15 protein-coding genes and 2 tRNA genes are annotated in these 21,086 nt (G+C 53.3%); 6 read left to right on the forward strand and 11 right to left on the reverse strand.

Annotated features, from left to right (window positions below):
- Positions 1 to 38 precede the first annotated feature (38 nt).
- The 3 genes from purN (at position 39) to RDU76_05530 (ending at position 3,222) form a co-directional block, all read left to right on the forward strand.
- Positions 39 to 665 (forward strand): phosphoribosylglycinamide formyltransferase, encoded by a 627-nt coding sequence (gene purN / locus RDU76_05520; GenBank protein MDQ7798385.1) that lies wholly within the window; start codon positions 39 to 41, stop codon positions 663 to 665.
- A gap of 1 nt (position 666) precedes the next feature.
- The gene (gene lnt / locus RDU76_05525) at positions 667 to 2,241 is read left to right on the forward strand and encodes an apolipoprotein N-acyltransferase (protein MDQ7798386.1); all 1,575 of its coding nucleotides are present in this window, start codon (positions 667 to 669) and stop codon (positions 2,239 to 2,241) included.
- Between the two features lie 384 nt (positions 2,242 to 2,625).
- Positions 2,626 to 3,222, forward strand: a complete 597-nt coding sequence (locus RDU76_05530; protein MDQ7798387.1) for an energy transducer TonB — start codon at positions 2,626 to 2,628, stop codon at positions 3,220 to 3,222.
- A gap of 63 nt (positions 3,223 to 3,285) precedes the next feature.
- On the opposite strand, the gene RDU76_05535 is transcribed toward RDU76_05530, so the two are convergent.
- From RDU76_05535 to RDU76_05585, 11 genes are all read right to left on the reverse strand, one after another.
- The gene (locus RDU76_05535; GenBank protein ID MDQ7798388.1) at positions 3,286 to 4,119 is read right to left on the reverse strand and encodes a zf-HC2 domain-containing protein; all 834 of its coding nucleotides are present in this window, start codon (positions 4,117 to 4,119) and stop codon (positions 3,286 to 3,288) included.
- Positions 4,116 to 4,652 carry a sigma-70 family RNA polymerase sigma factor gene (locus RDU76_05540; GenBank protein MDQ7798389.1) on the reverse strand — a complete coding sequence of 179 codons (537 nt, stop codon included), beginning with the start codon at positions 4,650 to 4,652 and terminating at the stop codon, positions 4,116 to 4,118. The genes RDU76_05535 and RDU76_05540 overlap by 4 nt, the downstream gene beginning before the upstream one ends.
- Before the next feature lie 103 nt (positions 4,653 to 4,755).
- Positions 4,756 to 4,849: transfer RNA gene (locus tag RDU76_05545), tRNA-Ser, on the reverse strand.
- 228 nt (positions 4,850 to 5,077) lie between these two features.
- Positions 5,078 to 5,165, reverse strand: a tRNA-Ser gene (locus RDU76_05550).
- Between the two features lie 149 nt (positions 5,166 to 5,314).
- Positions 5,315 to 8,179 carry a M28 family peptidase gene (locus tag RDU76_05555; protein ID MDQ7798390.1) on the reverse strand — a complete coding sequence of 955 codons (2,865 nt, stop codon included), beginning with the start codon at positions 8,177 to 8,179 and terminating at the stop codon, positions 5,315 to 5,317.
- Positions 8,180 to 8,236: 57 nt separating this feature from the next.
- Positions 8,237 to 9,091, reverse strand: coding sequence for a zinc metalloprotease HtpX (gene htpX / locus RDU76_05560; protein MDQ7798391.1), 855 nt, complete (start codon positions 9,089 to 9,091; stop codon positions 8,237 to 8,239).
- Positions 9,092 to 9,115: 24 nt separating this feature from the next.
- Positions 9,116 to 9,478, reverse strand: a complete 363-nt coding sequence (locus tag RDU76_05565) for a response regulator (GenBank protein ID MDQ7798392.1) — start codon at positions 9,476 to 9,478, stop codon at positions 9,116 to 9,118.
- A 41-nt stretch (positions 9,479 to 9,519) separates the two neighbouring features.
- Positions 9,520 to 11,145 carry an ATP-binding protein gene (locus tag RDU76_05570; GenBank protein MDQ7798393.1) on the reverse strand — a complete coding sequence of 542 codons (1,626 nt, stop codon included), beginning with the start codon at positions 11,143 to 11,145 and terminating at the stop codon, positions 9,520 to 9,522.
- A gap of 19 nt (positions 11,146 to 11,164) precedes the next feature.
- The gene (locus RDU76_05575) at positions 11,165 to 12,127 is read right to left on the reverse strand and encodes a radical SAM protein (GenBank protein MDQ7798394.1); all 963 of its coding nucleotides are present in this window, start codon (positions 12,125 to 12,127) and stop codon (positions 11,165 to 11,167) included.
- A 60-nt stretch (positions 12,128 to 12,187) separates the two neighbouring features.
- Positions 12,188 to 14,338 carry a UvrD-helicase domain-containing protein gene (locus RDU76_05580; protein MDQ7798395.1) on the reverse strand — a complete coding sequence of 717 codons (2,151 nt, stop codon included), beginning with the start codon at positions 14,336 to 14,338 and terminating at the stop codon, positions 12,188 to 12,190.
- A gap of 47 nt (positions 14,339 to 14,385) precedes the next feature.
- Entirely contained in the window at positions 14,386 to 15,234 is an 849-nt protein-coding gene (locus RDU76_05585) for a hypothetical protein (protein MDQ7798396.1), read from the reverse strand.
- A 192-nt stretch (positions 15,235 to 15,426) separates the two neighbouring features.
- Between RDU76_05585 and RDU76_05590 the strand changes: the two genes are divergently transcribed.
- From RDU76_05590 to RDU76_05600, 3 genes are all read left to right on the forward strand, one after another.
- Positions 15,427 to 16,929, forward strand: coding sequence for a sigma 54-interacting transcriptional regulator (locus RDU76_05590; GenBank protein MDQ7798397.1), 1,503 nt, complete (start codon positions 15,427 to 15,429; stop codon positions 16,927 to 16,929).
- A gap of 261 nt (positions 16,930 to 17,190) precedes the next feature.
- Complete coding sequence (locus RDU76_05595) at positions 17,191 to 17,460, forward strand: hypothetical protein (GenBank protein MDQ7798398.1); 270 nt, start codon at positions 17,191 to 17,193, stop codon at positions 17,458 to 17,460.
- Positions 17,461 to 17,504: 44 nt separating this feature from the next.
- Complete coding sequence (locus RDU76_05600; GenBank protein MDQ7798399.1) at positions 17,505 to 21,077, forward strand: T9SS type A sorting domain-containing protein; 3,573 nt, start codon at positions 17,505 to 17,507, stop codon at positions 21,075 to 21,077.
- Positions 21,078 to 21,086: the final 9 nt, after the last annotated feature.

Here is a 21,086-nt window from a genome sequence, read left to right on the forward strand (position 1 = left end):
CCATCACTTAGTATAAAATCCCTTATATGGATCACAAATTGAAAATAGCCTGCCTGGCCTCCGGCGGCGGAACCAATCTCCAGGCCATCATTGACAATATCGAATCCGGCCGGCTGGACGCCCGGATAGTGGCCGTCATCTCCAACGTTCCCGGCGCCGGCGCTCTGGCCAGGGCCCAAAAGCACCATCTCCCCTGGTTCGTGGTAAATAACAAAGAATTTGCCACCCGCCAGCTTTTTGACCGGGAAATGGCCGCCATCATTGACCGCCAGGAGGCCCAATTGATCTGCCTCTGCGGATTTATGCGCATTTTCAGCCCGTTCTTCATAGACCATTACCCGGGCCGCATCATTAACATCCATCCCGCCCTGCTGCCGGCCCATGGCGGCAAGGGATTCTACGGGCACAAAGTGCACCAAGCCGTGCTGGCCTCCGGCGAAAAAGTGTCGGGCTGTACGGTCCATTTTGTGGACCAAGAGGTGGACCACGGACCGATCATTTTGCAGAGGACCGTGCCGGTGCTGCCGGAGGACACTGCGGATACCCTGGCTGACAGAGTGCTGAAAGAGGAGCACCTGGCCTATTCCCAGGCCATAGCCCTGATCGCCCGGGGCGAATTGAAAATCGGCCTTAACAAAAACACCCCCTTAAAGATGCGGCCCTAAGATGAGACGCAGCTTTATTTTAGCTTCCATAACCAGCCTGTTATTATTCCTGACATTCCCCCTCTTTTCCCTGTGGCCCTTGGTCTTTGTCTCTTTGATCCCCCTGTATTTCGGCATTGAAAATCTCCCGCTTCGCAAAACTTTCATGACCGCCTGGCTGAGCGGATTCTTCTTTTTCTGCGGCCTGCTGCATTGGATCGTATTCAACCCGGCGGTGGAAAGCTGGGTCCGCCCCTTGCTCTATCTGGGGGTAGTGTTGATCGCAGCCTATCTCTCTATTTTCCTGGCCGCTTCCTTTACCCTGGCCAAATGGCTGGCCGGCAGGCTGAATATGCCGTTTTGGTGGGCGGCCCCATTCGGCCTGGTGCTGCTCGATTTCATCCGCAGCCACGGCATCCTGGGTTTCCCCTGGGGCTCGTTGGGCTATAGCCTGGCCCGGTGGACCAGCGCCATTCAGATGGCCGCTTTTACCGGTGTCTATGGTGTTACCTTCTGGATCGTCCTGGTGAATGGGTTGATCTACGGGCTTATAAAATATTTCATTGCCCGCCGGTCCTTCCGGTTGACCACTCCAGCTGTTTTAAGGATGTCGGTGCTGCTGCTGATCCTTGGTGTGCCGCCGCTGACCGGCAAACTGATGCTATCCCTGGTAAATAATGAGATGCGAAAGGCTCCGCTGCTGAACATCTCCCTGATACAGGGAAACATCCAACAGGGCTTTCGCTGGGACCGGGAGTTCCGGGAATACAACTGGCAGACCTATGACTCTCTTAGCCGGCAGGCCGTAAAACAGCCGGTCGATCTGCTGGTGTGGCCGGAGACCGCCCTGCCCTTTTATCTCCGCTATGAGCCGGAATACTACCTGAGGGTCCTTTCCCTGGCCAATGATTTGAAAAGCAGCATCCTGACCGGGGTCCCGGACTTTTCCTACGAACCGAACCGGCAGACACAGCTTTATTATAATTCGGCTTTTTTGATACGCCCCATCTACGGGTTGACCAACTCTTATGCCAAGAGCCACCTGGTGCCGTTCGGCGAAAGGTTTCCCTACAAGGATAAGGTACCATTTATCAGAAACGTTGATTTTGGCGAGGGCGAATGGACCCCGGGTGCCGACAGCATTATTTTCAACATGGGTGGCATAAATTTCTCCTGCATGATCTGCTTCGAATCCATCTTCCCGGAGATCGCCCGCCAGCAGGTAGGCCGGGGGGCCCGGTTCCTGGTCAACATCACCAATGACGGCTGGTTCGGGCGGTCCGGGGCGGCCCGCCAGCACGCCGAGATGGCCGTCTTCCGGGCGGTGGAACAGAGACGGGCTATAGCCCGCTGTGCCAACTCCGGCATCTCCATGTTCATCCTGCCCACCGGAGAGATCATCAAGCCCACCCCCCTTTATAAACAGATGATAATAACCAATGCCATCCCGCTTTTGAACAACCGAACCTTTTATCAGAAGCATGGCGATCTCTTCGTTCTATTTGTCCTTATCGCCTGGCTGCTTCCCCTCCTGGCCCTACTTGTCAAATTGCTCCCTTTCAATCTGCCAAAGAGCCTTTTACCACGGAAATACTGAGTTTTGGAAGGATCAATTCTAAGCGATCAGGTTAAGGCCCGGGTGCGCTGTTTTTGCAACGATCCTGCAGCCATTGGCATCACCTCAATGTTATTTTTCTCCGGCTGTCTGGGAATAAAGTTCCTCCCTTTGCAGTATATTGGGTAAAAGGAGGAATAGAAGATGTCACACTATATCTGGTTGTTCCCGATGGCTGGAGTCCTGTTAGGATTCGCCCTTAGCTCGGCCTTCCTGGGTTTAAAACCCGCATTCGCAAAGGGGTATACCCGGAACAACTATGGATCCATTGAGAGCAATGACCTGAAGCTTGGCCTGTTATTTACGATTTACGGGCTGATCATGATTATGCTCTCTACGGCGGGATACTCTGTGTATCGGAATATCATGCAGGCTCGAAATGATTCCGGGAAATTCATTCCGGGGGGCGATATCATAAGGATTCCGGTAGGTTTGATCCCGCCGCCCCCGCGGATTGACGGCAGACCTGACGACCCTGATCTCTCGGGGACGAAAACGGTTGACGCCCCGATGCCCGGCATCCCCACCCCGGTGCCTGATGCCCTGGCCGCGGATGACGGCGGCTTTTCCCAAAGGGATCTGAACAACGCCATGGCGGCCAATGCCGTCAACCCCGATAGCATCAAAGGACCGGTTGAATTTGTTAAAGACGGCGATATCCCCGTATCCGGCGCCTACCAGGAGCTAAGCCAAGCGCCGGAATTGATCAAATCAGTCAAGCCGGTTTACCCCTCGATCTGCATCGCTGCCCAGGCCGAAGGCCGGGTTTTCCTGAACCTGCTGCTTGACTATGACGGCCGTATCATGAAGGTGGAGATCGTAAGAAGTTCGGGCAATCCGGCCCTGGACGAGGCGGCCGTCACGGCGGCTGAACAATTCATCTTCTCACCGGCCCTGGCCTCCTCCGGCAGGGCGGTAAGGGTCTGGCTGGCCTACCCCATCACCTTCAGCCTGGGAAAATAACCGCCGCGGAAAACAAAAAGGGGGAAAGCGCAAGCTTTCCCCCTTTTTTGATACTCCCGGCCCTCAGCCTCCGTTGGGAATGTCTATCTCGATGGCGGTGGAGATCTCCGGCGGCTGGCAGGGCGAATCGCCGCCCGGCAGACATATGACTATTGTTTTTACCTCATACACCATATGAGGCATCGATGATGCCGATGGCAGTTTTTCCCCGGCCGCGTCGGCCGCCTGGCTTGTTTCTTTACCGGGAGCGCCAGCTGCGGTGTTCGTCTTTTTTGCCCGGGGAGGTATCATTGCAACCGGAGCCCTAACCTCCATAAAAGCAGTTTCCTCCAGCCGGGATTTCTTTTCTGGAGTCCGGGATCCGTCATTATCCCCCTGCTTTCGGCCGGCAACCAAACCAATTGTGATTTCTTCCTCTTTTACGGCGGCTGCCATTGTCAGGGATTTCTTTTCCGGAGACTTGGCCAAGGTCGGCTCTTCGTCTTTGGCCAGGCTGACGGCTTTATCAAGCTCTGCTTCCCGGGGGCTGGAGAATTCTCCGGAGTAAAACAGGTTGACGGAAATGACCAACAGGATGACCAGCGAAGCCGCGGCGGCGATCGGCATTCCACCCCAGTTAAAAATCCCCCGCAGGGATTTTTTCTTCCGGGCCATCTTTCGCTGGGCGATGCCGCCGGCCACCCGGGAAGCCAGGGTTTCAAAATACCCCTGGGGGACCGATGGGCATTCTGCATCACTAATGGCCCGCTCCAGCTCATTCAGTTGAGAGACCAGCCCCCGGCATTCCGGGCAATGGCCCAGATGGGCGTTCACCGCTGCCCGATCTTTCGGATCCAGCTGCCCGTCAACATAAAGCTGCAATTGCTCCAGATCTATTTCATGTCTCTCTTTATTCATATAACATCCCTCAACCTTTCCATCAGGGTCTTTCTTCCCCGGAACAGCCGGGACATCACCGTCCCCAGGGGTATCTTCAGGGCCCGGCTGATCTCTTCATAGGAAAGCTCCTTGTCGACCCTTAACAGGATGACCTCCCGCTGGTCGTTCGGCAGGCCGTCTATCTCGTCCCTGATCCTTTGGCAGGAATCTTTCTGGATGGCATTCTCCAGGGGATCGTCGGAGTCCGACAGATGGTGATCCTCCTCCAGGGCCACGTAGCGCTGTTGTTTCTTGGCCGCATCATGGCAAAGGTTTATGGTTATCCGCACCAGCCAGGTATAGAAGCGGTACTGGCTATCATACGTTTTAAGCGAAAAATAGGCCTTGATGAATGTCTCCTGGGCCGCTTCGTCGGCCGCCGCATGGCTTCTTAAGTACCTGGCGGCAGTGGAATAGATGGCCCGCTGGTACCTTTTCACCAGCTGGCTGTAATGGGCGTCCTGGCCGGACAGCACCTTTTCTATCAGCTCCTGGTCGCTGAGTGTTTCCAAATTATATACCGCTTAAAACCATGCTTTATTCCCCAACAATAAAAGGCGGAACGCTCCGCCTTTTATTGTTGGTATTTATATTTACTGTTGACCATATTTTTTATGGCGGAGAGGCAGGGATTTGAACCCTGGATACAGCTTTAAGACCGTATAACGGTTTAGCAAACCGTCGCCTTCGGCCGCTCGGCCACCTCTCCGCATTAATAATCACACTAATTATAACGTTTTTTGGCATGAAATTCAAGACAGCACTTCCGGACAACCTGCCCGCCGGAGACCTAGGGGTTTGAATGTAGGTGAAGACTGCTGATTATTTTTGCCCGTTTATGTAAAGTCCGGCTGGCCAGGCGGCTTGTCCGCCGTAATCCTATGGTTTTGGATGTAGGCGAAAGCCGGCTTAATATGTCGATCCCTTGGGCGTAGTCTGGCGGAAGCGAGAGGATTTGAACCCCTGGTGCCTTGCGGCACAACGGTTTTCAAGACCGCCGCCTTCAACCACTCGGCCACGCTTCCGATCAGGATATTGCCATTATTGAGTACTGATTTTAGCATCTATATTTATTGATGTCAACCTAAATATTCGTTATGGTATGGCAACAATTTGAAAAATTGGCATTAAAAACAGGCCGCCTTACGGGCGGCCCGTTGATCGGCTTATTCCTTTACTTTAGGACAATCATCTTTCGGCTTTGGGTATTATCGCCGGCGCTCAAGTGATAGATGTACACCCCGGCGCTGACCGGCTTATTATGGTTATCTTTCCGGTCCCAATTGAGGGTATAGCTTCCGGCTGGCTGATCACCACTTACCAGTGTTTTCACCAACTGTCCGGCTATGTTGTAGACGCTTAGCTTGACCGGTCCGGCCTGCGGCAGCTGATATTTTATGGTGGTTTTATTATTCAACGGGTTGGGGGCATTTGGGAACAGTCTGAAGGCCGTTATCCGTTCTCTGTTATCCGGCTTGCCGGCCACTCCGCTGGGCTCCCCGAATTCCGAAAGCACCTTCTGAGCCGCCAGCTTGACCTGCTCCTTATCCATAAAGTACAGCGGGAAGCCGAAGAACACTGTTTTGCCTGAGTCCCTCACCGCGCAGGCCTTGCCTTCAAAAGCGCTCCCGTCGTTCTTCATGTCGATCACATAGATGGTGTCCCCGGTTCCCGCCGGGGTCAAGGCCTCTACGTTCCGCAACACCTTGCCCCAGGTGGTCGAGGGGTATTTTAAGGTATCCACATTTATAACCGGATACCCTTTTAATCCGGTTGCCGTTTTGAATGAATCGGTGGTGCCGGAGAGCTCGGAGTGGCTTATCTTAAAATGATCGTAAGATATATCTCCGGCGGTATAATCGGCCGGATAGGTGATGCTGTTATGCACGTTGCTGGAAGGTTTCCAGCCGGCAAACCACAATTTGCCGCCTTTATCAAGATAGCTCTTCATGTCGTTCACTGCTCCCGATGCCAGCAGTGTGGCATAGTCATCGGCCAGCCATACTACCGAGGAATATGGCCCGAAGTCTGCTAATATAGGCTTTTGCGGGGATGATCCGTACTCGTGTTGTTCATATTTATAACCCGCAAGGATATAGTTATAAAAACTGTCCTGTTGGGCATCCCGGGGAAAGCTCCCGGCAGTCCAGTTGTTGGTCTCGTCAACCATCAGGATCCCCTGATCAAGGGTGATGGGGCGGCAATAGATCGAGTCGGAGAGCAAACCCTTGTTGCCGTCGGTATCTTTGGCCTGTATTTTGTAATAATACCTGCCGGCTCCGGATAACGATTTATTCAGATACACTGTATCCGCAGTGCTGGTTAAACTGTCGAACGAGCCGTTATCTATTTTACGATATATATCATATCCCGCCAGGTCGAGCTCCAGGTTTTTATTCCAACAAAGGGTGACGCCAGAATCAACCGGGGTCGCGGTCAGCCCCGATGGCGCCAGGGGTGCGGCTCTCGGAATGCCGGCCATTTCGTTTATCAATGGGCTTTCTTTGCCGTCGGCATCTAGCGCCGATAATCCCACATAGTACAGACTGTCGGCGATCAGGCCGCCGATGGTGTCCGCGGTCCCGGCGACCTGCAGGGAATCGGTATAATTGCCGGAGCTTTTTCCCCAGTAGATTTTATAACCGTTAATATTGACGGCCTTGTTCGGCTGCCACTGAACATACAGCTGGGAACCATTCCCCACGTCGTTGACCACCAGGCCGCTGACTTTTTGGGGATAGTTGGCCATAGTGGTCAACAATCCCACGCCAGCCTTGATATTGCTGGTACAATAACGCATGTTCATGTAGCTGGTGCTGTCATTGGTCTGATGATAGACCGGGCTGAAATTATATTCTTCGGAATAGGTGACCGGAAAACCCCGCAGATAGAATTCCCAGCTGTCGCTGCCGTTCAGATATACGCTATTATAGACCGGTACCAGGTTGGTATCGGACGTTCTTCCGTACCAGACGGCCATCAGTCCCAAGAGATGGGCATAAGTTTCGGATCCGGGATACAATTTGGAGACGAACAGACTGTCGTTGCCGATGCTGCCGATCATATCGTAATTTAACATGCACTGCACTTTCATCCCCTGGGAAAGTACCTGGGCTGCATAATGCTCCGCCCCATACAATCCCCATTCCTCGCAGTCCAGGGCGACAAGCTTGACCGTGGTGTTGGGTGGATTGGCTGCCAATATTCTGGCAGTTTGCAGGACAGCAGTGGTGCCCGAGCCGTTGTCATCCGCCCCCGGGGCCCAAGGATTATAGGGCCATACCGAGGTGTCGAAATGCCCGCCGACGACATAGACCGATTCCGTGTCCAATGCTCCGGGTATAGTAGCAATGACATTCCTTATCTTGTAGGTTTCGCTGTTGCTAAAGTAGGATTGAGTATAGCTGGTAAAGCTGGGATCGATAAAAGAATCAATCACCACGTCGGTTATTCCGTAGCTTAAAAATTCATCCCTTATCCACTCGGTCACCTGTTGGTGATTGGGGGCCACGGTGGAACGGGTGTTAAAGGCCTGGAGGGATTCCACATCGGCGGCGACCCCGGCAATGTCTATCAGGTGGGTCAGGGTGGCTATCGAGGAGTCCCTGGCCAGGGCTGTGCCCAGCACGTTAACATTGGCGTTGAGCCGGATAGGCTCCCCGGAGAAATCCTTGATGATAAAAGCCTCGTTTCCCCTGGCGGATGATTGCTTGATATCGGAAGCCTCCAGCAGATAACTTCCATTGTGGAAGAAAATGCTTTTTTGAGCGGGGACGGCAGCGGAGAAACCCTTTCTTTGATAGGCCCACTTCAGGTTTTTCGAATCGCCTTGGTATATCCTTTCGGCGTTGGCAACCGGCCTGCCGGACACCAGCAGCTGTTCCTCCATGGCATAAAATACCTCCCAGCCTTTATCGGCGGCATAGCGGTAGGCGTCGGTGCCGGGGGCGAGTTGGATTTTATAGACCTCCACCGGCTTGGCAAAAAGGGAAGCAGCCAGGATAAGAACCATTGCGCTTAGAGCAGCTATTTTTTTCATGGTCAGATTTCCTTAAATTTAGTTTCCATATATTATACACCGGTTTGCCTCCAAAAGCTATCCTCTGGCCATGGCCCTCAATTTTGCCACCCTCTCTTCAGTCGGGGGGTGGGTGGAGAACAGGCTCATCAGGCTTTTCCCGGAAAGCGGATTGACGATGAACAGGTGGGCCGAGGAGGGATTGGCCTGGATGGGCCGCAACTGCACCCCACTTTGCAGTTTCTCCAGGGCATCGGCCAGCCCGTAGGGGTTCCCAGCTATCCTGGCCCCTCCGGCATCGGCCTCGTACTCCCGGGTGCGGGAGGTCCACATCTGCACCAGCAGGGCGGCAATCGGAGCCAGGATGGCCATCAGGATGAATCCTATGGCCCCCCCACCGCTGTCACGGTCGTTGTCCCGCCCCCCGTAGCCGCCGAACATGGCGGCCCATCCGGCCATCCGAGCGATCATGGTGATGGCTCCGGCCAGAGTGGCCACTATGGAAGCGATCAGGATATCCCGATGCTGGATATGCGCCAGTTCATGGGCTATCACCCCCTGCAATTCCTCGCGGTTCAGAAGGCTCATTATCCCTTCGGTAACCGCCACGCTGGCATGCTGCGGATTGCGCCCGGTGGCAAAGGCATTAGGAGAGGATGATGGAATGACAAAGACCTTGGGCATGGGTATTCCGGCCCTGGTGGCCAGGCCTCTGACTATTGAGTGCAACTCCGGGGCCTCGGCCTCGGACACCTGCCTGGCCCGGTAGCTCATCAGGGCCAGCTTGTCGGAGAACCAGTAGGCGAAAAGGTTCATCCCCCCGGCAAACACCAGGGCCATCATCATCCCCTGCCGGCCGCCCATTTGCCCCCCCACCAAAACCAGGATCACCGTCATTGCGGTCATTAAAAAAATGGTCTTCAGTATGTTCACAATTTTAACTCTCCCGAACAGTATTTATTTGTTTTCTTTAAGAAGCCTGGCTACGTTCTCTTTCAGTTCATCCAGGTTGCTGGATTTTACGATATAGGCATCGGCCAGCCAGGAGGAGAAATCAGTCTTATAGGCCGGATAGGCGGTGTTGATGATGATGGGGATCTTGCGGTTGGCCTCCCGCATCCAGCGCAGCATCTCCAGCCCGCCGTCCTGGGCGGTGAGTTTAAGGTCCAGCACCACCAGGTCCACCTGGTTCCGGGAGAATCCCTTCTTGGCCTCATCCAATGTCGCGGCAAGGATCACCTGGTAGCCGGAAGCGGTAAAATCCTGCTGGTATAAAATGCGGATATTCTCCTCATCATCGACCACCAAAATAGTTTTCATGATGCGCTCCTTTTTAAAGGTTACGGGCCCCTGACAAAGCACTATGTTAACGGAAGGCTGATGGTGAAAGCGGTCCCGCCTTCCGGCCTTAACTCGGCTCCTATCACTCCCCGGTGGCTGTTGATGATCTTCTTGCTGAGGGCCAGCCCTATGCCGCTGCCGTTGTTTTTGGTGGTGAACCGGGATTCGAATATCCTGTCTATATGGTCGCTGGATATGCCGGATCCGGTGTCGGAGATCGTTATCTCGATATTTTTGGGTTCGGTTTCTCTGGTTTCGACCCGCAGCAGGCCGCCGGACGGCATGGCATGGACGGCGTTTTTGAATATGTTAAAAAAGACCTGGGGCAGCTGCAGTTTATCCAGCCAGATCAGATGTTCCGGGCAGTTATAGCTGGTTTGTATCTCTATTCCCTTGTCTTCAAATTCCGGCAGCAGCAGTTTAAGGCAATCGTCGATGATGGCATTGATATCGGCCCGGACCAGCTCCGGGTCTTTGAACCGGGCCATCTCCAGGGTGTCGGACAGGACCGCCTCCAGGCGTTCGATCTCGGAGCCTATTATCCTCAATTGCTTTTCAAAGGGCCGGTTGTCCGGCTGCTGCTTGGCCATGGAGTTGATGAAGCCGCCGATGGATACCAAAGGGGTCCTCATTTCATGGGCCAGGGTGGTGGCGATCTCTCCGATGGAGGCCATTTTCTCGGCTTTTATCAGCCGGTCCTGGCTCTGGCGCAGTTCCTTCATCTTCATCTGCAGCTGCTGATAGAGCTTGGCATTGCGGATGGCGCTGGCAACCTGGCCGGCAAATATCTCCAGCAGGGTCAGGTCGCCTTGTTCTATGGGCGCCCGGGTGATCGAGTTGTCCGCCATCAAAACCCCCAGCGGTTCGTTCTCGGCAATCAGGGGAACTATCACGAAATTGCTGACCTTGAGAACGGCGGCAAAGCCCCTGGCTCCCGGGGTGGTCTGGGCGTCGCTTACCAAAAATGGTTTTCTTTGGCTGATGGCCCTGACGGCCACGTTGTCGTAATCTTCAACCGGAACTTTTATCTCCCTGACCAGCCGGTTGACATACTCGTTGCCGTCTATTTCCTGATGGGGGCGCATAGCCAGTTCCTTGAAGCTGGCGGGGCTTTTTTTAAGTTCGTCCCAGATCTTGGTGGCTTCCTCCGGACCGGTGGGGCCGACCGCCATCTCTCCCACCAGGTTCCTCCGACTATCGTCCAGCAGCAGCAAAAAGGCCCGGTTCAGCCTTAATATTTCCGCCGCCGTGACCCCGGTCAGGATTATGTGCAGGGTCTGCTTCAGATCCAGGGTGGACTGCAGGGCCTTGGTCACTTCATTGAGCATGGCCAGATTTTGAATATTCTCGGTCAGGGCCCGGTTTGATCTGGCCACCTCTTCGTGAAAGGAGCCCATCTCCTCCATCAGTTTAAAAATGGTGTCGGACATCAGATGGTCGTCCGCCCGGCGCCCGGCGCCCCTTTCGATGATGCCATGGAAATGGCTGCAGCTGCGGCAGTGCCGGTACAGCCGTTCTCGGAACGGCAGATACTGCCCGTCAAAGCCCGGCCGGGGTTCGCTGAGCCAGCAGTGCTTGCCGCCCCTCCGCCGGACCGGGCATTCTTTCTGCAGACAATTTCTGTCTTCCCAGCACTTGGTACTCATGGGCATAGATGATATTGTTTTATGTGGCCTTCACTATCCGGTCAGAGGGACCGCCCCCGGTATCGTCCAACTCCTGGTGCCAGCCGTTCTCCAGCCCAAATTCCTCCGCCCACTGCACCGCCTGCCGATATTCCTCCCGGGTGATGCTCCTTCCCAGCTCGGCCGTTTGGTTCGCCCGGTGGGCCGGAAAGAACTGGGACATCAGGGACAGATGCACCTGGGGCGATATCTCACCAGCCAGGAACTTCAAAGCCTCCCTGGTCTGCGACAATCCGTTGGGCAGCACCAGATGCCTTACCAGCATTCCTCGAAGCGCTATCCCCCGGTCGTCCAGCTGTAGTTCGCCCACCTGCCGCCACATCTCCTTTAATGCCGCCTGATTGACCGCCGGATAATCCCCTGCTCCCGAATATCTCTCCGCCGCCCCGGGATCGGTGTATCTGATATCCGGCAGATAAATGTCTATCACCCCCTCCAGCAGTTTTAAGGAATCCAGCGAATCATACCCGCTGGTGTTGTAGACCAAGGGCAGATCAAACCCTTGCCGAACGGCTGTCTCCAGCGCCATCAGTATCTGGGCGGTCATATGGGACGGAGTAACCAAGTTGATATTGTGGCAGCCCCTTTGCTGCAGCTCCATCATCATCCCGGCCAGCCGTTCCGCCGTGACCTCCCGTCCCTGGCCCAGTTGGCTTATCGGCCAGTTCTGGCAGTAGCAGCAGGACAGGTTACAGCGGCTGAAGAAGATGGTTCCCGATCCGCGGGTCCCCGATATCGGCGGCTCCTCGCCGTGATGGATGTTATAGCTGGAGACCGTGGGCAGCAATCCGGACCGGCAGTAACCAAGCTGGCCCTGCAAACGGTTTACTCCGCAGTTACGGGGGCAGAGGGTACAGTGGGATAGAAGATCGCCGGCCTCCCGGCTCTTTTTTCCCAGAGTTCCCGTTTTATAAAGCTCTATAAAGCTGGGCTTGATCTCCATAGGAAATATACTAATAACTGCCATTAATTTCAAGCCGGATCATAACTATCTGCCCGGGCTTTATATGAATTCCACGAAGCCGGCCATCACTTTTTTCCTTATCCCGCCCTTGAACACTATGGAGAGCTTCACATCATCTCCCTCTCCCTCTCCCTCGGCCTCCACCACCTGACCCTGGCCCCATATCTCATGATGCACCCTCTTTCCCTTGAGACCCTTAGCCCGGGTTTGGCAAGTCCCCTCCCGGGGCTCCCCGGTGAAATCGCCGGCCGGTTTTTCGATTCTCGGCGAATCGGTATTCAGGTTCTCCCGGGGAAGCTCGGCAATGAAACGGGAGGGGGATGATTGCATCAGTCCGCCGAAATGGCGGCGGGACATGGCCGAACAAAGCGTCAGTTTGCTTTGGGCCCTGGTGATGGCCACATAGAACAGCCGCCGCTCCTCCTCCAGTTCTTCAACGGTATCCAGCGATGCCCGATGCGGCAGCAGCCCCTCCTCCAGGCCGACGATGAACACCTGCGGAAACTCCAGCCCCTTGGCGTTGTGAATGGTCATCAGCGTAACCGCCTCGACGGAATCGTTCCAGCGGTCGATATCGGCCACCAGGGAGACCTCGGCCAGAAAAGCGGGCAGACCCTTATCCTCCGAGCGTTCGCAGAATTCGTTGGCGGCCGAGGCCAGCTCCTGAACGTTCTCGGTTCGGCTGTCGGCCTCGACCTTTTCCAGATACTGGCTGCCGATGAACTTTATATAGCCGGATTGTTCGATGACCTTTGTGATCAGCTCCTGGGCGTTCAAGGATTCTTTTAAGGCTATCAGCTTTTCCAAATCCTTTACCAACCCGCTGACAGCCGATTTTATGCCCGGCCCCAATCCGGGCACCTGGTCGTTTTCCTTAAGGGCCTGGAACAGGGAAATAGCCCTTTCGGCGGCATAGGATTCGATCCGGGACAGGCTGGCGTCTCCGATGCCCCGGGGCGGAATATTTATGATCCTTTTCAAGCCCACGGCATCCGCCGGGTTGACCACCACCCGCAGATAGGCCAGAACATCCTTGATCTCCTTGCGTTCGTAGAATTTCAGCCCGCCCACTATCAGATAGGGCACCGCTGCCCGCCGCAGGGAATCTTCCAGCGCCCGGCTCTGGGCGTTGGTGCGGTAAAGTATCACGCAATCCTTCAAAGAGCCTTTGGTCCAATGCTGCTTGATGGCCCGGCAGATCTTTTCGGCCTCATCTCGTTCGTCCCAGGCGCACCACAGCGAGGCATTCTCCCCTTTGGGATTGTCGGTCCACAGTTCCTTGCCCTTGCGGCCGGCATTGTTCTTGACCACCTGATTGGCGCATTCCAGAATGACCTGGGTGGAGCGGTAGTTCTGCTCCAGGCGGACGATCTTGGCCTCGGGAAAATCGCTCTCAAACTCCAGGATATTCCGGATGTCGGCCCCCCGGAAGCCGTAGATGGACTGGTCGTCATCGCCCACCACGCATAACTGGCGGTGGCTCTGGGAAAGCAGTTTTACCAGCATATACTGGGCGCTGTTGGTGTCCTGGTACTCATCGACCAGGATGTGCTGGAATTTACGGCCGTAATCGTCCAGGATCTTTTTGTTGCCGGACAGTATTTTTACGGCATTGAAGATCAGGTCGTCGAAATCCATGGCCTGGTTCTTCAGCAATTCCTGCTGGTAGAGGTGGTAGATCCTGGCTACCTCCTTCTCAAAGAAATCATAGGCCATCTTCTGGTATTCCTCCGGCCCCACCAGGCTGTCCTTGGAGCTGGAGATGCGCGATATCACGGCTTTTACCGGCACCCTGCGTTCCGGAATGGCCAGGTCGCCCATTACTTTTTTCATCAGGGCTTGTTTGTCATTCTCGTCGTAGATGGTATAATCGCGCTGGTATCCCAGGAGATATCCCTCTTGGCGCAGTATCCTGGCGCAGATGGAATGGAATGTTCCCACCCACAGGCCATCAACGCTGCGATCTATCAAACGGCCCACCCGGTTTTTCATCTCCCCGGCCGCCTTGTTGGTAAAGGTCACCGCCAGTATGGCCCAGGGGGCGCAAACACCCCGCCCCACCAGGTAAGCCAGGCGGTGGGTCAGCACCCGGGTCTTTCCCGAACCGGCCCCGGCTAGAATAAGCAAGGGTCCCTTAAGGTAAGTAACCGCTTCTTTTTGTTCGGGATTTAGTTTGGCTAAAAAATCCATAAAAATCTTCCTGCAGTATGGTGCCTTCCAGGCGGGGTGTTTTTACATTAATTATTTTTCTCATGCAGACTGGCCAGAGGAACCTCCAGAATGATCTCCACTTCGCTATCGCTGATGTAACGAGTGGACCGCACCTGGCTGCCCGGAATGGCCGCCGTGCCGCCGGAGAGGGGTATCTTTTTCAGGGCCAGCGCCAGTTTTTTGTAGGCGTCAACCTTGGCCAGCCTCAGGGCGGTAAGCTTCGGCAGGGCCTCGTAACCCGGCGCATCTATTCTGTTTTTGGTCCGCCCCACTCCCCTGACCAGCATAAAATTTCCCTCGATCCAAACGTCCTTCGAAGTAGCGATATCCGGAAGCAGACTTTCGCCGGTGCTGAAATCCAAGAGGATCTGCTCGATAATGAATCTTCCGTCGCTGATGAAGGGTATGCCCCCCTCGGCATAAAGCAGGATCTTGAATATATTCTGCGGCCCCAGGTAATCTATCCGGCCGTCGTATGAAGTGGTGTAAAGATACTGGGGACTGCGGGATTCCCAAAGGCCATCGCTGTTGGTCGCTTCCCACAGCCTCCAGTTGGGGCTCAGCCTTTTATTGCGGATGGAAAGATCGTCATAGGCGGTTCCATAATTATAGACATATATCTTTAGCCATTTGTTTTTCAGATTTCTGAGGCTTAATCCGGCCTTTATCCGGTCAGTGGCGGCCGGAAGCTGGAATTGGTAGACTGCCGCACCATAGGAAAAGAGTCCCTTCAGCATTGCCTGATCGCCGGATACGCTGGTTTGGCGGGATTCTCCGGAATAATCTTTCCCCTTGATCGTTTTATTTTCCCGGGCGGCCAACGGGGCCGCCGCCAGTAAGGCGGTTAAAATGATCTTGGAAATATTGTTGAACATAGTTCCTCCCTAACGATTCAATTGCAATGATAACACTGTAATTTCGTGCTGTCAACGGGTTTATTCTATGCAATATTTTAATTATATTTTTTACTTGACTTGACTTGTTTACATTGATATTATTTAATTGTATAAGGGTTATATTATAAAATTGTTCATCTTTGACCTTCCGTTATTTTAAGGAGTAATATCATGAAACAGAGTCCTGATTCAAACAACGATTTTGAATTTCTATACTCGCTAAGCAAGGCCTTGTCATCAACCCTGGACCAGACCCAGCTGCTGGATATGATCATTGAGGCAGCCAAGACCCTGACCATGGCTGAAGCCAGCTCTTTGCTGCTACTGGATGAGAATACCCAAAGGCTTCATTTCGCCCATGCCACCGGACAGGTTTCCGAGGAATTAAAGAAGCTTTCGCTTCCTATTGGCCAGGGCATAGCCGGCTGGGTGGCCCGGGAGAAGAAACCGCAGATAGTCAATCAGGCGGATAAGGACAACCGCTGGTACAAGGGTATTGACGAAAAGACCAAATTCATCACCCGTTCGCTGTTGTGCGTCCCTCTGGTGCTGGACGACAAGACGGTCGGGGTCATCGAGGTCTTGAACAAGCTGGAGAGCCAGTCGTTTGACGAACGGGACCAGGAGCTGCTCCTGAAAGTGGCCGAAATGGCGGCCCGGGTCCTGGAGAATGCCGACAAATACCACAAACTGCAGACCGAGAACCTTCAGCTAAGGGATGACATCGCCAGTCGCTACACCATTATCGGAGAAAGCCCTTCCATCCGGGAGGTTTTAGGGCTGGCTCAGAAGGTGGCCTTGAGCAATACCACGGTTTTGCTGCAGGGGGAGAACGGCACTGGAAAAGAGCTTCTGGCCAGGTATATCCACAACCAAAGCCCCAGGCGCGACAAAGCGTTCATCGCCGTAAACTGTGCCGCCATACCCCTGGAACTGCTGGAGTCAGAGCTGTTCGGGCACGAAAAAGGCTCCTTCACCGGCGCCATCAACTTAAGGCGGGGCCGGTTTGAGCTGGCACACCAGGGGACCATCTTTTTGGATGAGGTGGGCGACCTTCCTTTGGCGGTCCAGGCCAAGATCCTGAGGGTGTTGCAGGAGCGCGAATTTGAACGGCTGGGCGGCAGTGAAACCATAAAGGTCGATGTCCGGATAGTCGGTGCCACCAACCATGATCTGATACAATTGGTCAGAGAGAATCAGTTCCGGGAGGATCTGTATTACCGCCTGAATGTTTTTCAGATATTTTTACCGCCGCTGAGACAGCGGCGGGAGGACATACCGGTTCTGGCGGAGCATTTTTTGAAATACTTCTGCCGGGAGACCAAAAAGAATATCATGGGATTTTCGGCCGCGGTGATCAATTCCATGCTGGAATACAGCTGGCCGGGAAATATCCGGGAATTGCAGAATGTCATCGAACGGGCAGTGGTGATATCTTCGGGCAAAGTGATCAATAATATCATGCTGCAGGATATCAGCGTTGGCGGCAAAAAGGAAATGACGCTGCCTTCTAATATTCCCTGGGACGAGGCGCAGAAAATTTTCAAAAAAGAATACCTGATAAAAATCTTGAATGCAAACAACTGGAATCAACGTAAAGCCGCTTCCGCCATAAAAATACAACCCACTTATTTGTCCCGGCTTATAAAAGAACTAAATATAACCAAGCCATAGTTTATACTATTATATTATTACCAACTTATGTAATAGTATAACAATCATAAACCTTGTTAGCATTTAACATTTTATATAATAAAGAGTTAACGTTTTGTTTATGTTGGCATAATAGTTGCATGTAAATCTAGTATTAAAAATAATACGTAAAGGATTTACATGTATAACTCAAAGGACTTCCCCGAGCTCAGCGTTTTCATTAGGGACACGGTCGATTGTTTTGAAAAGTGGAATATCCTTATTCACTATAGCCGGCAGCCCATGGCTCAGGAATCGGTCTGCAGTCTGACCAAGCTGACCGGACGTCCCGAGGAAGCTATCAAGAAGGCTATCGATGACCTGCTGATGCAGGGGGTTCTGTACTCAAATGAGAACAGCCAGGTAAATTATCATCTGTCCTCGGAAAAAGCGCCTATCTTTGAAAAATTAAAAAGCGGCATGACCGATAAATCTGCCAGATTGAGATTGCTGATGGTGGCCGTGGAATCCATAAGGGTAAAAAGCAATTCCGGCAAAGGAGAGAAGAAGTGAAAAAATTAACGTTGACAGCCTTACTTATTGCTGCCTTTGTTTGTATGGCCCAGGCAGCCCAGGATACCTGTAAGATATTCCTGTGGGACAACGATGCCGGCGAGACCGCCCAGGAAGCCCCGGCCGCCGCCATGGACAAGAATTATAACTCCTGTTATGTCTGGGCCGATAAGCGGGATGGAGACTGGAATATCTACGGCCGCCTGTGGGGCCGCAAACCGGAGGCCCTGTCAAAGTCCTTTATGGTGAACCAGGAAGACAAGGTGCTTCGTGACCAGAAGGCGCCGGATGTGGCCGGGAAAACCGGCGAGTTCGTCTTCGTGGTCTGGCAGGATTCCATAAGCAAGGAGCCGTTCTGGCAGATCTATGGCCGTAAGATGCGGCCTTCCGGCGAGCCCATGTCCGATGAGTTCCGGATAAACCGGGTAGTGGCCCGAAACGCCAAGTTTCCCAAGATCGCCATAAACCCCAAGACTCAGGAATTTGTGGTGGTTTGGCAGGATGACCGCAATGGCGACTGGGACATATACGCTCGGGTGTTCGATGCCGACGGGTACCCGCTCACAGATGACGTGAAAATATGCGAGGACCCCGACAAAAAACATCAGGTCCTTCCTGTAATCTGCGCAAGTGAGAAAAGTTATGAAATTGCCTGGCAGGATCACCGGACCACCAGAAGCAGCATCTATATGCGCCATATGAAACCAGACCTAAACCCTTATGCCTCCGAAATAATAGTGAGCAACAATGTAGAAGTCATGCATCTCACTCCGGCCATTGCCGCCTCGGATACCGGTTTTTTCACCATCGCCTGGATAAACTTCACCGGCAACACTGCCGGCAGCATCTTTGCTCAACGCTTCGATCCTGATGCCAAACCCCTCGACAAGAATTTTCAGGTAAATTTATCTCCCTCCGGGGTGCCCTGCAGAATTCCATCGATCACAATGGGCATTGATAACGTATCATTCTGGGTCAGCTGGGCCGATTCTTTTCCAACAATAGACAAATATCAGATCAAAGCCAGATATTTCGATAACTATGAGCGGTGGGAAAGCGTAAAGCTGGTCAACCAGAACCCGGCCAACGGCCAGAGGGCTCCCTCGGTCTGCCGCTTCGGCGAATATTTCTCGGTGGCCTGGCTGGATTCCAGCCGCACCGGGGGATTGGGCGATATCTTCGGCCAGTACTACACCAATTCCATCAAGGCGGAACAGGATACCCTTAAAACCATAGGTATCAATTACAGCATCAGCAGCGACCCCTCGGCCGGACGGAAGATATGGTATCATCCCAAAAAGAATTACGACGATCCGTCCACCCCCGGCTGGAACGAGGACCCCATCGCCGAGCCGGATTCCATATATGTCCCGCTTGATTCGGCCTATGTCCGGGCATTCAACGAGCGCAACATACCAAACCAGCTGTTCGTCCAGATAACCGACACCGACATCCTGGAATACGCCTGGCGCAAGCAGGGAAAACTGAACAGCAGCGATGCCTATGACATGTGCCTGCTTGACCTGGGTTATGCCGAGGACGGCAGTTCCGCTGGGGTGATCCAGGTTGAGCAGTTGGATTCCCTGGAGGATTTTGCCTTGGATACCAATAAATGCTTGTTGGTGACCGGCAACGATTTCGGGGAGATGTATAATACGACAACATTATTCTCGTATTTCGGGTCCGAATATAAAGGCCCCGGCAATACCTCGGAGGTTGGCAATATTCAAAAAATTGAGGGCATTGCCGGCACCTTTACCGAGGGCATGCTTTTTGATTATCCCTTCCAGCAGGGACCTGATAATTCGGTGGATATAATTTCGCCCAAGTTGTCCGGCAGCCAGCTTGTAATGTTGAGCGACGGCCCTGAAAAGATCACCTATGGCCGGGCCACCACCTATGGAAGCTACTACAAGGGAGAAAAAGCTTCCAACCATAATAATGTATATATGACCTTCTCCATCGGATCGTTGAGCAACGGCATTCACCCCAGCACCGCTTCCGAGCTGACCCGCCGGATACTGGCCTACCAGGGATTCAACGTGGAGCCGGAACCGATCATCGATTTGGATTCCATATATTATGCTGTTGAAGGCACTGTACGGTTAACTTGGACAGCCGTCAGTGATGATGCCCTGACCGAAGCCGCTTCAAAATACTGGTTGAAATATACCAAGTATGTTGCTTCAGCCTCTGATCTGGGCAAAATGAGTTCCGAGAAAGATTTTATTGATACCGGTGCCACCTACTACCAGGCTTGGACCCCAACGGCACCAAAAACAACGGAAAATAAGATTCTTTATGGTTTTGCGCCCACCGATACGTTGATTTTCGCCCTGAAGGCCGGGGATGAATCCTCTCCCGTCAGATGGGGCACGCTTGGCAACGAACCCCGTGTTGTGGTGTACGGGGATACCGTTACGCCCCATATCCTCCGGCTGGGCTATCCCTACGGCGGTGTAAATGATTTCTGCAAAAGCGAACGTATAGGAATCCGCCTAAGTGACACTTTGTTTACCACATGGAGTACAAGCAGCCTTTATCTGGGTTACGGCCGTAATGACTGGCGTACCGCTGGCGATCTTGTCTTTTATTTTGACACCAAAACCGGTGGAGCCGATTCGACTTATAAATATAACAGCACTGGCGCCGCGGGATTTGACATTAATTTTCACCCCGATTTCTGTTTGGTGTTTGAAAATGCCGATTCCGTCTTTTTAAAGAAGTGGAATGGCACCATTTGGGTGGACTCCATTAAAAATGCATCATACCCCTTAACTTATAGATATTTGGACAGCATAAATAAATACACTTATGCAGAAATACAGGTGCCCTTTGGTTATTTAGGATATACTGTGGGCAACGTATTTAAATTTTTAGCGGTTTCCCAGTATGAAACCAGCGACAATCCCTGGAACGCTTTTCCCCCAACCAATTCCATCACCACAAAGGGCGCCAAGGTCCCGGCCAAATACGGCTCTTATTACCAATTCAACAGCCTGGCCTCCGGGGTCTCCCCCAGGGTGGTGGCCACCCCCCTGGCAGTGGAACTTTCCCTGTTCACAGCGGCTTACCAGCAAGGAAGCGTAAACCTGGCCTGGCGGAGCGGTCTGGAGGAGGATCATAACCTGTGGCTGGTGGAGCGTTCTTCCGATGACGGGAACAATTATACCCGTTTGGCCGAAATGTCAGGTACGGGTTCGGAGTCGGATTATAACTACAAGGATAATTCGATCCAACCAGGTCAGGCCTATCTCTACCGTTTGGGGGCCCAGGACAACCTTGGCACCACCGACTGGTACGGACCGGTTTTGGTGAACATCCCGGAGGCATCCGATATCTATTCCTACAGTTTAAGGGCCATGCCCAACCCGTTCAACAACAGCTGCCAGATCCGCTACAGCACCAGCCGGCAGGAGAGGATGGCGTTAAAGATTTACGATATCTGCGGGCATCAGGTGAAGACCCTATTTGACGAGGTAAAACAGCCCGGCAGCTATGTCGCCAATTGGACCGGCACCGATGACAACGGACGGAACCTGTCCAACGGCGTATATTTTTACCGCCTGACTTCGGGCCAAGGTTACTTGACCCAGAAGATCACCCTGTTGAGATAACGGTTCAAT

Source organism: Candidatus Edwardsbacteria bacterium, from assembly GCA_031082425.1.
Taxonomy (GTDB): Bacteria; Edwardsbacteria; AC1; order AC1; family EtOH8; genus UBA2226.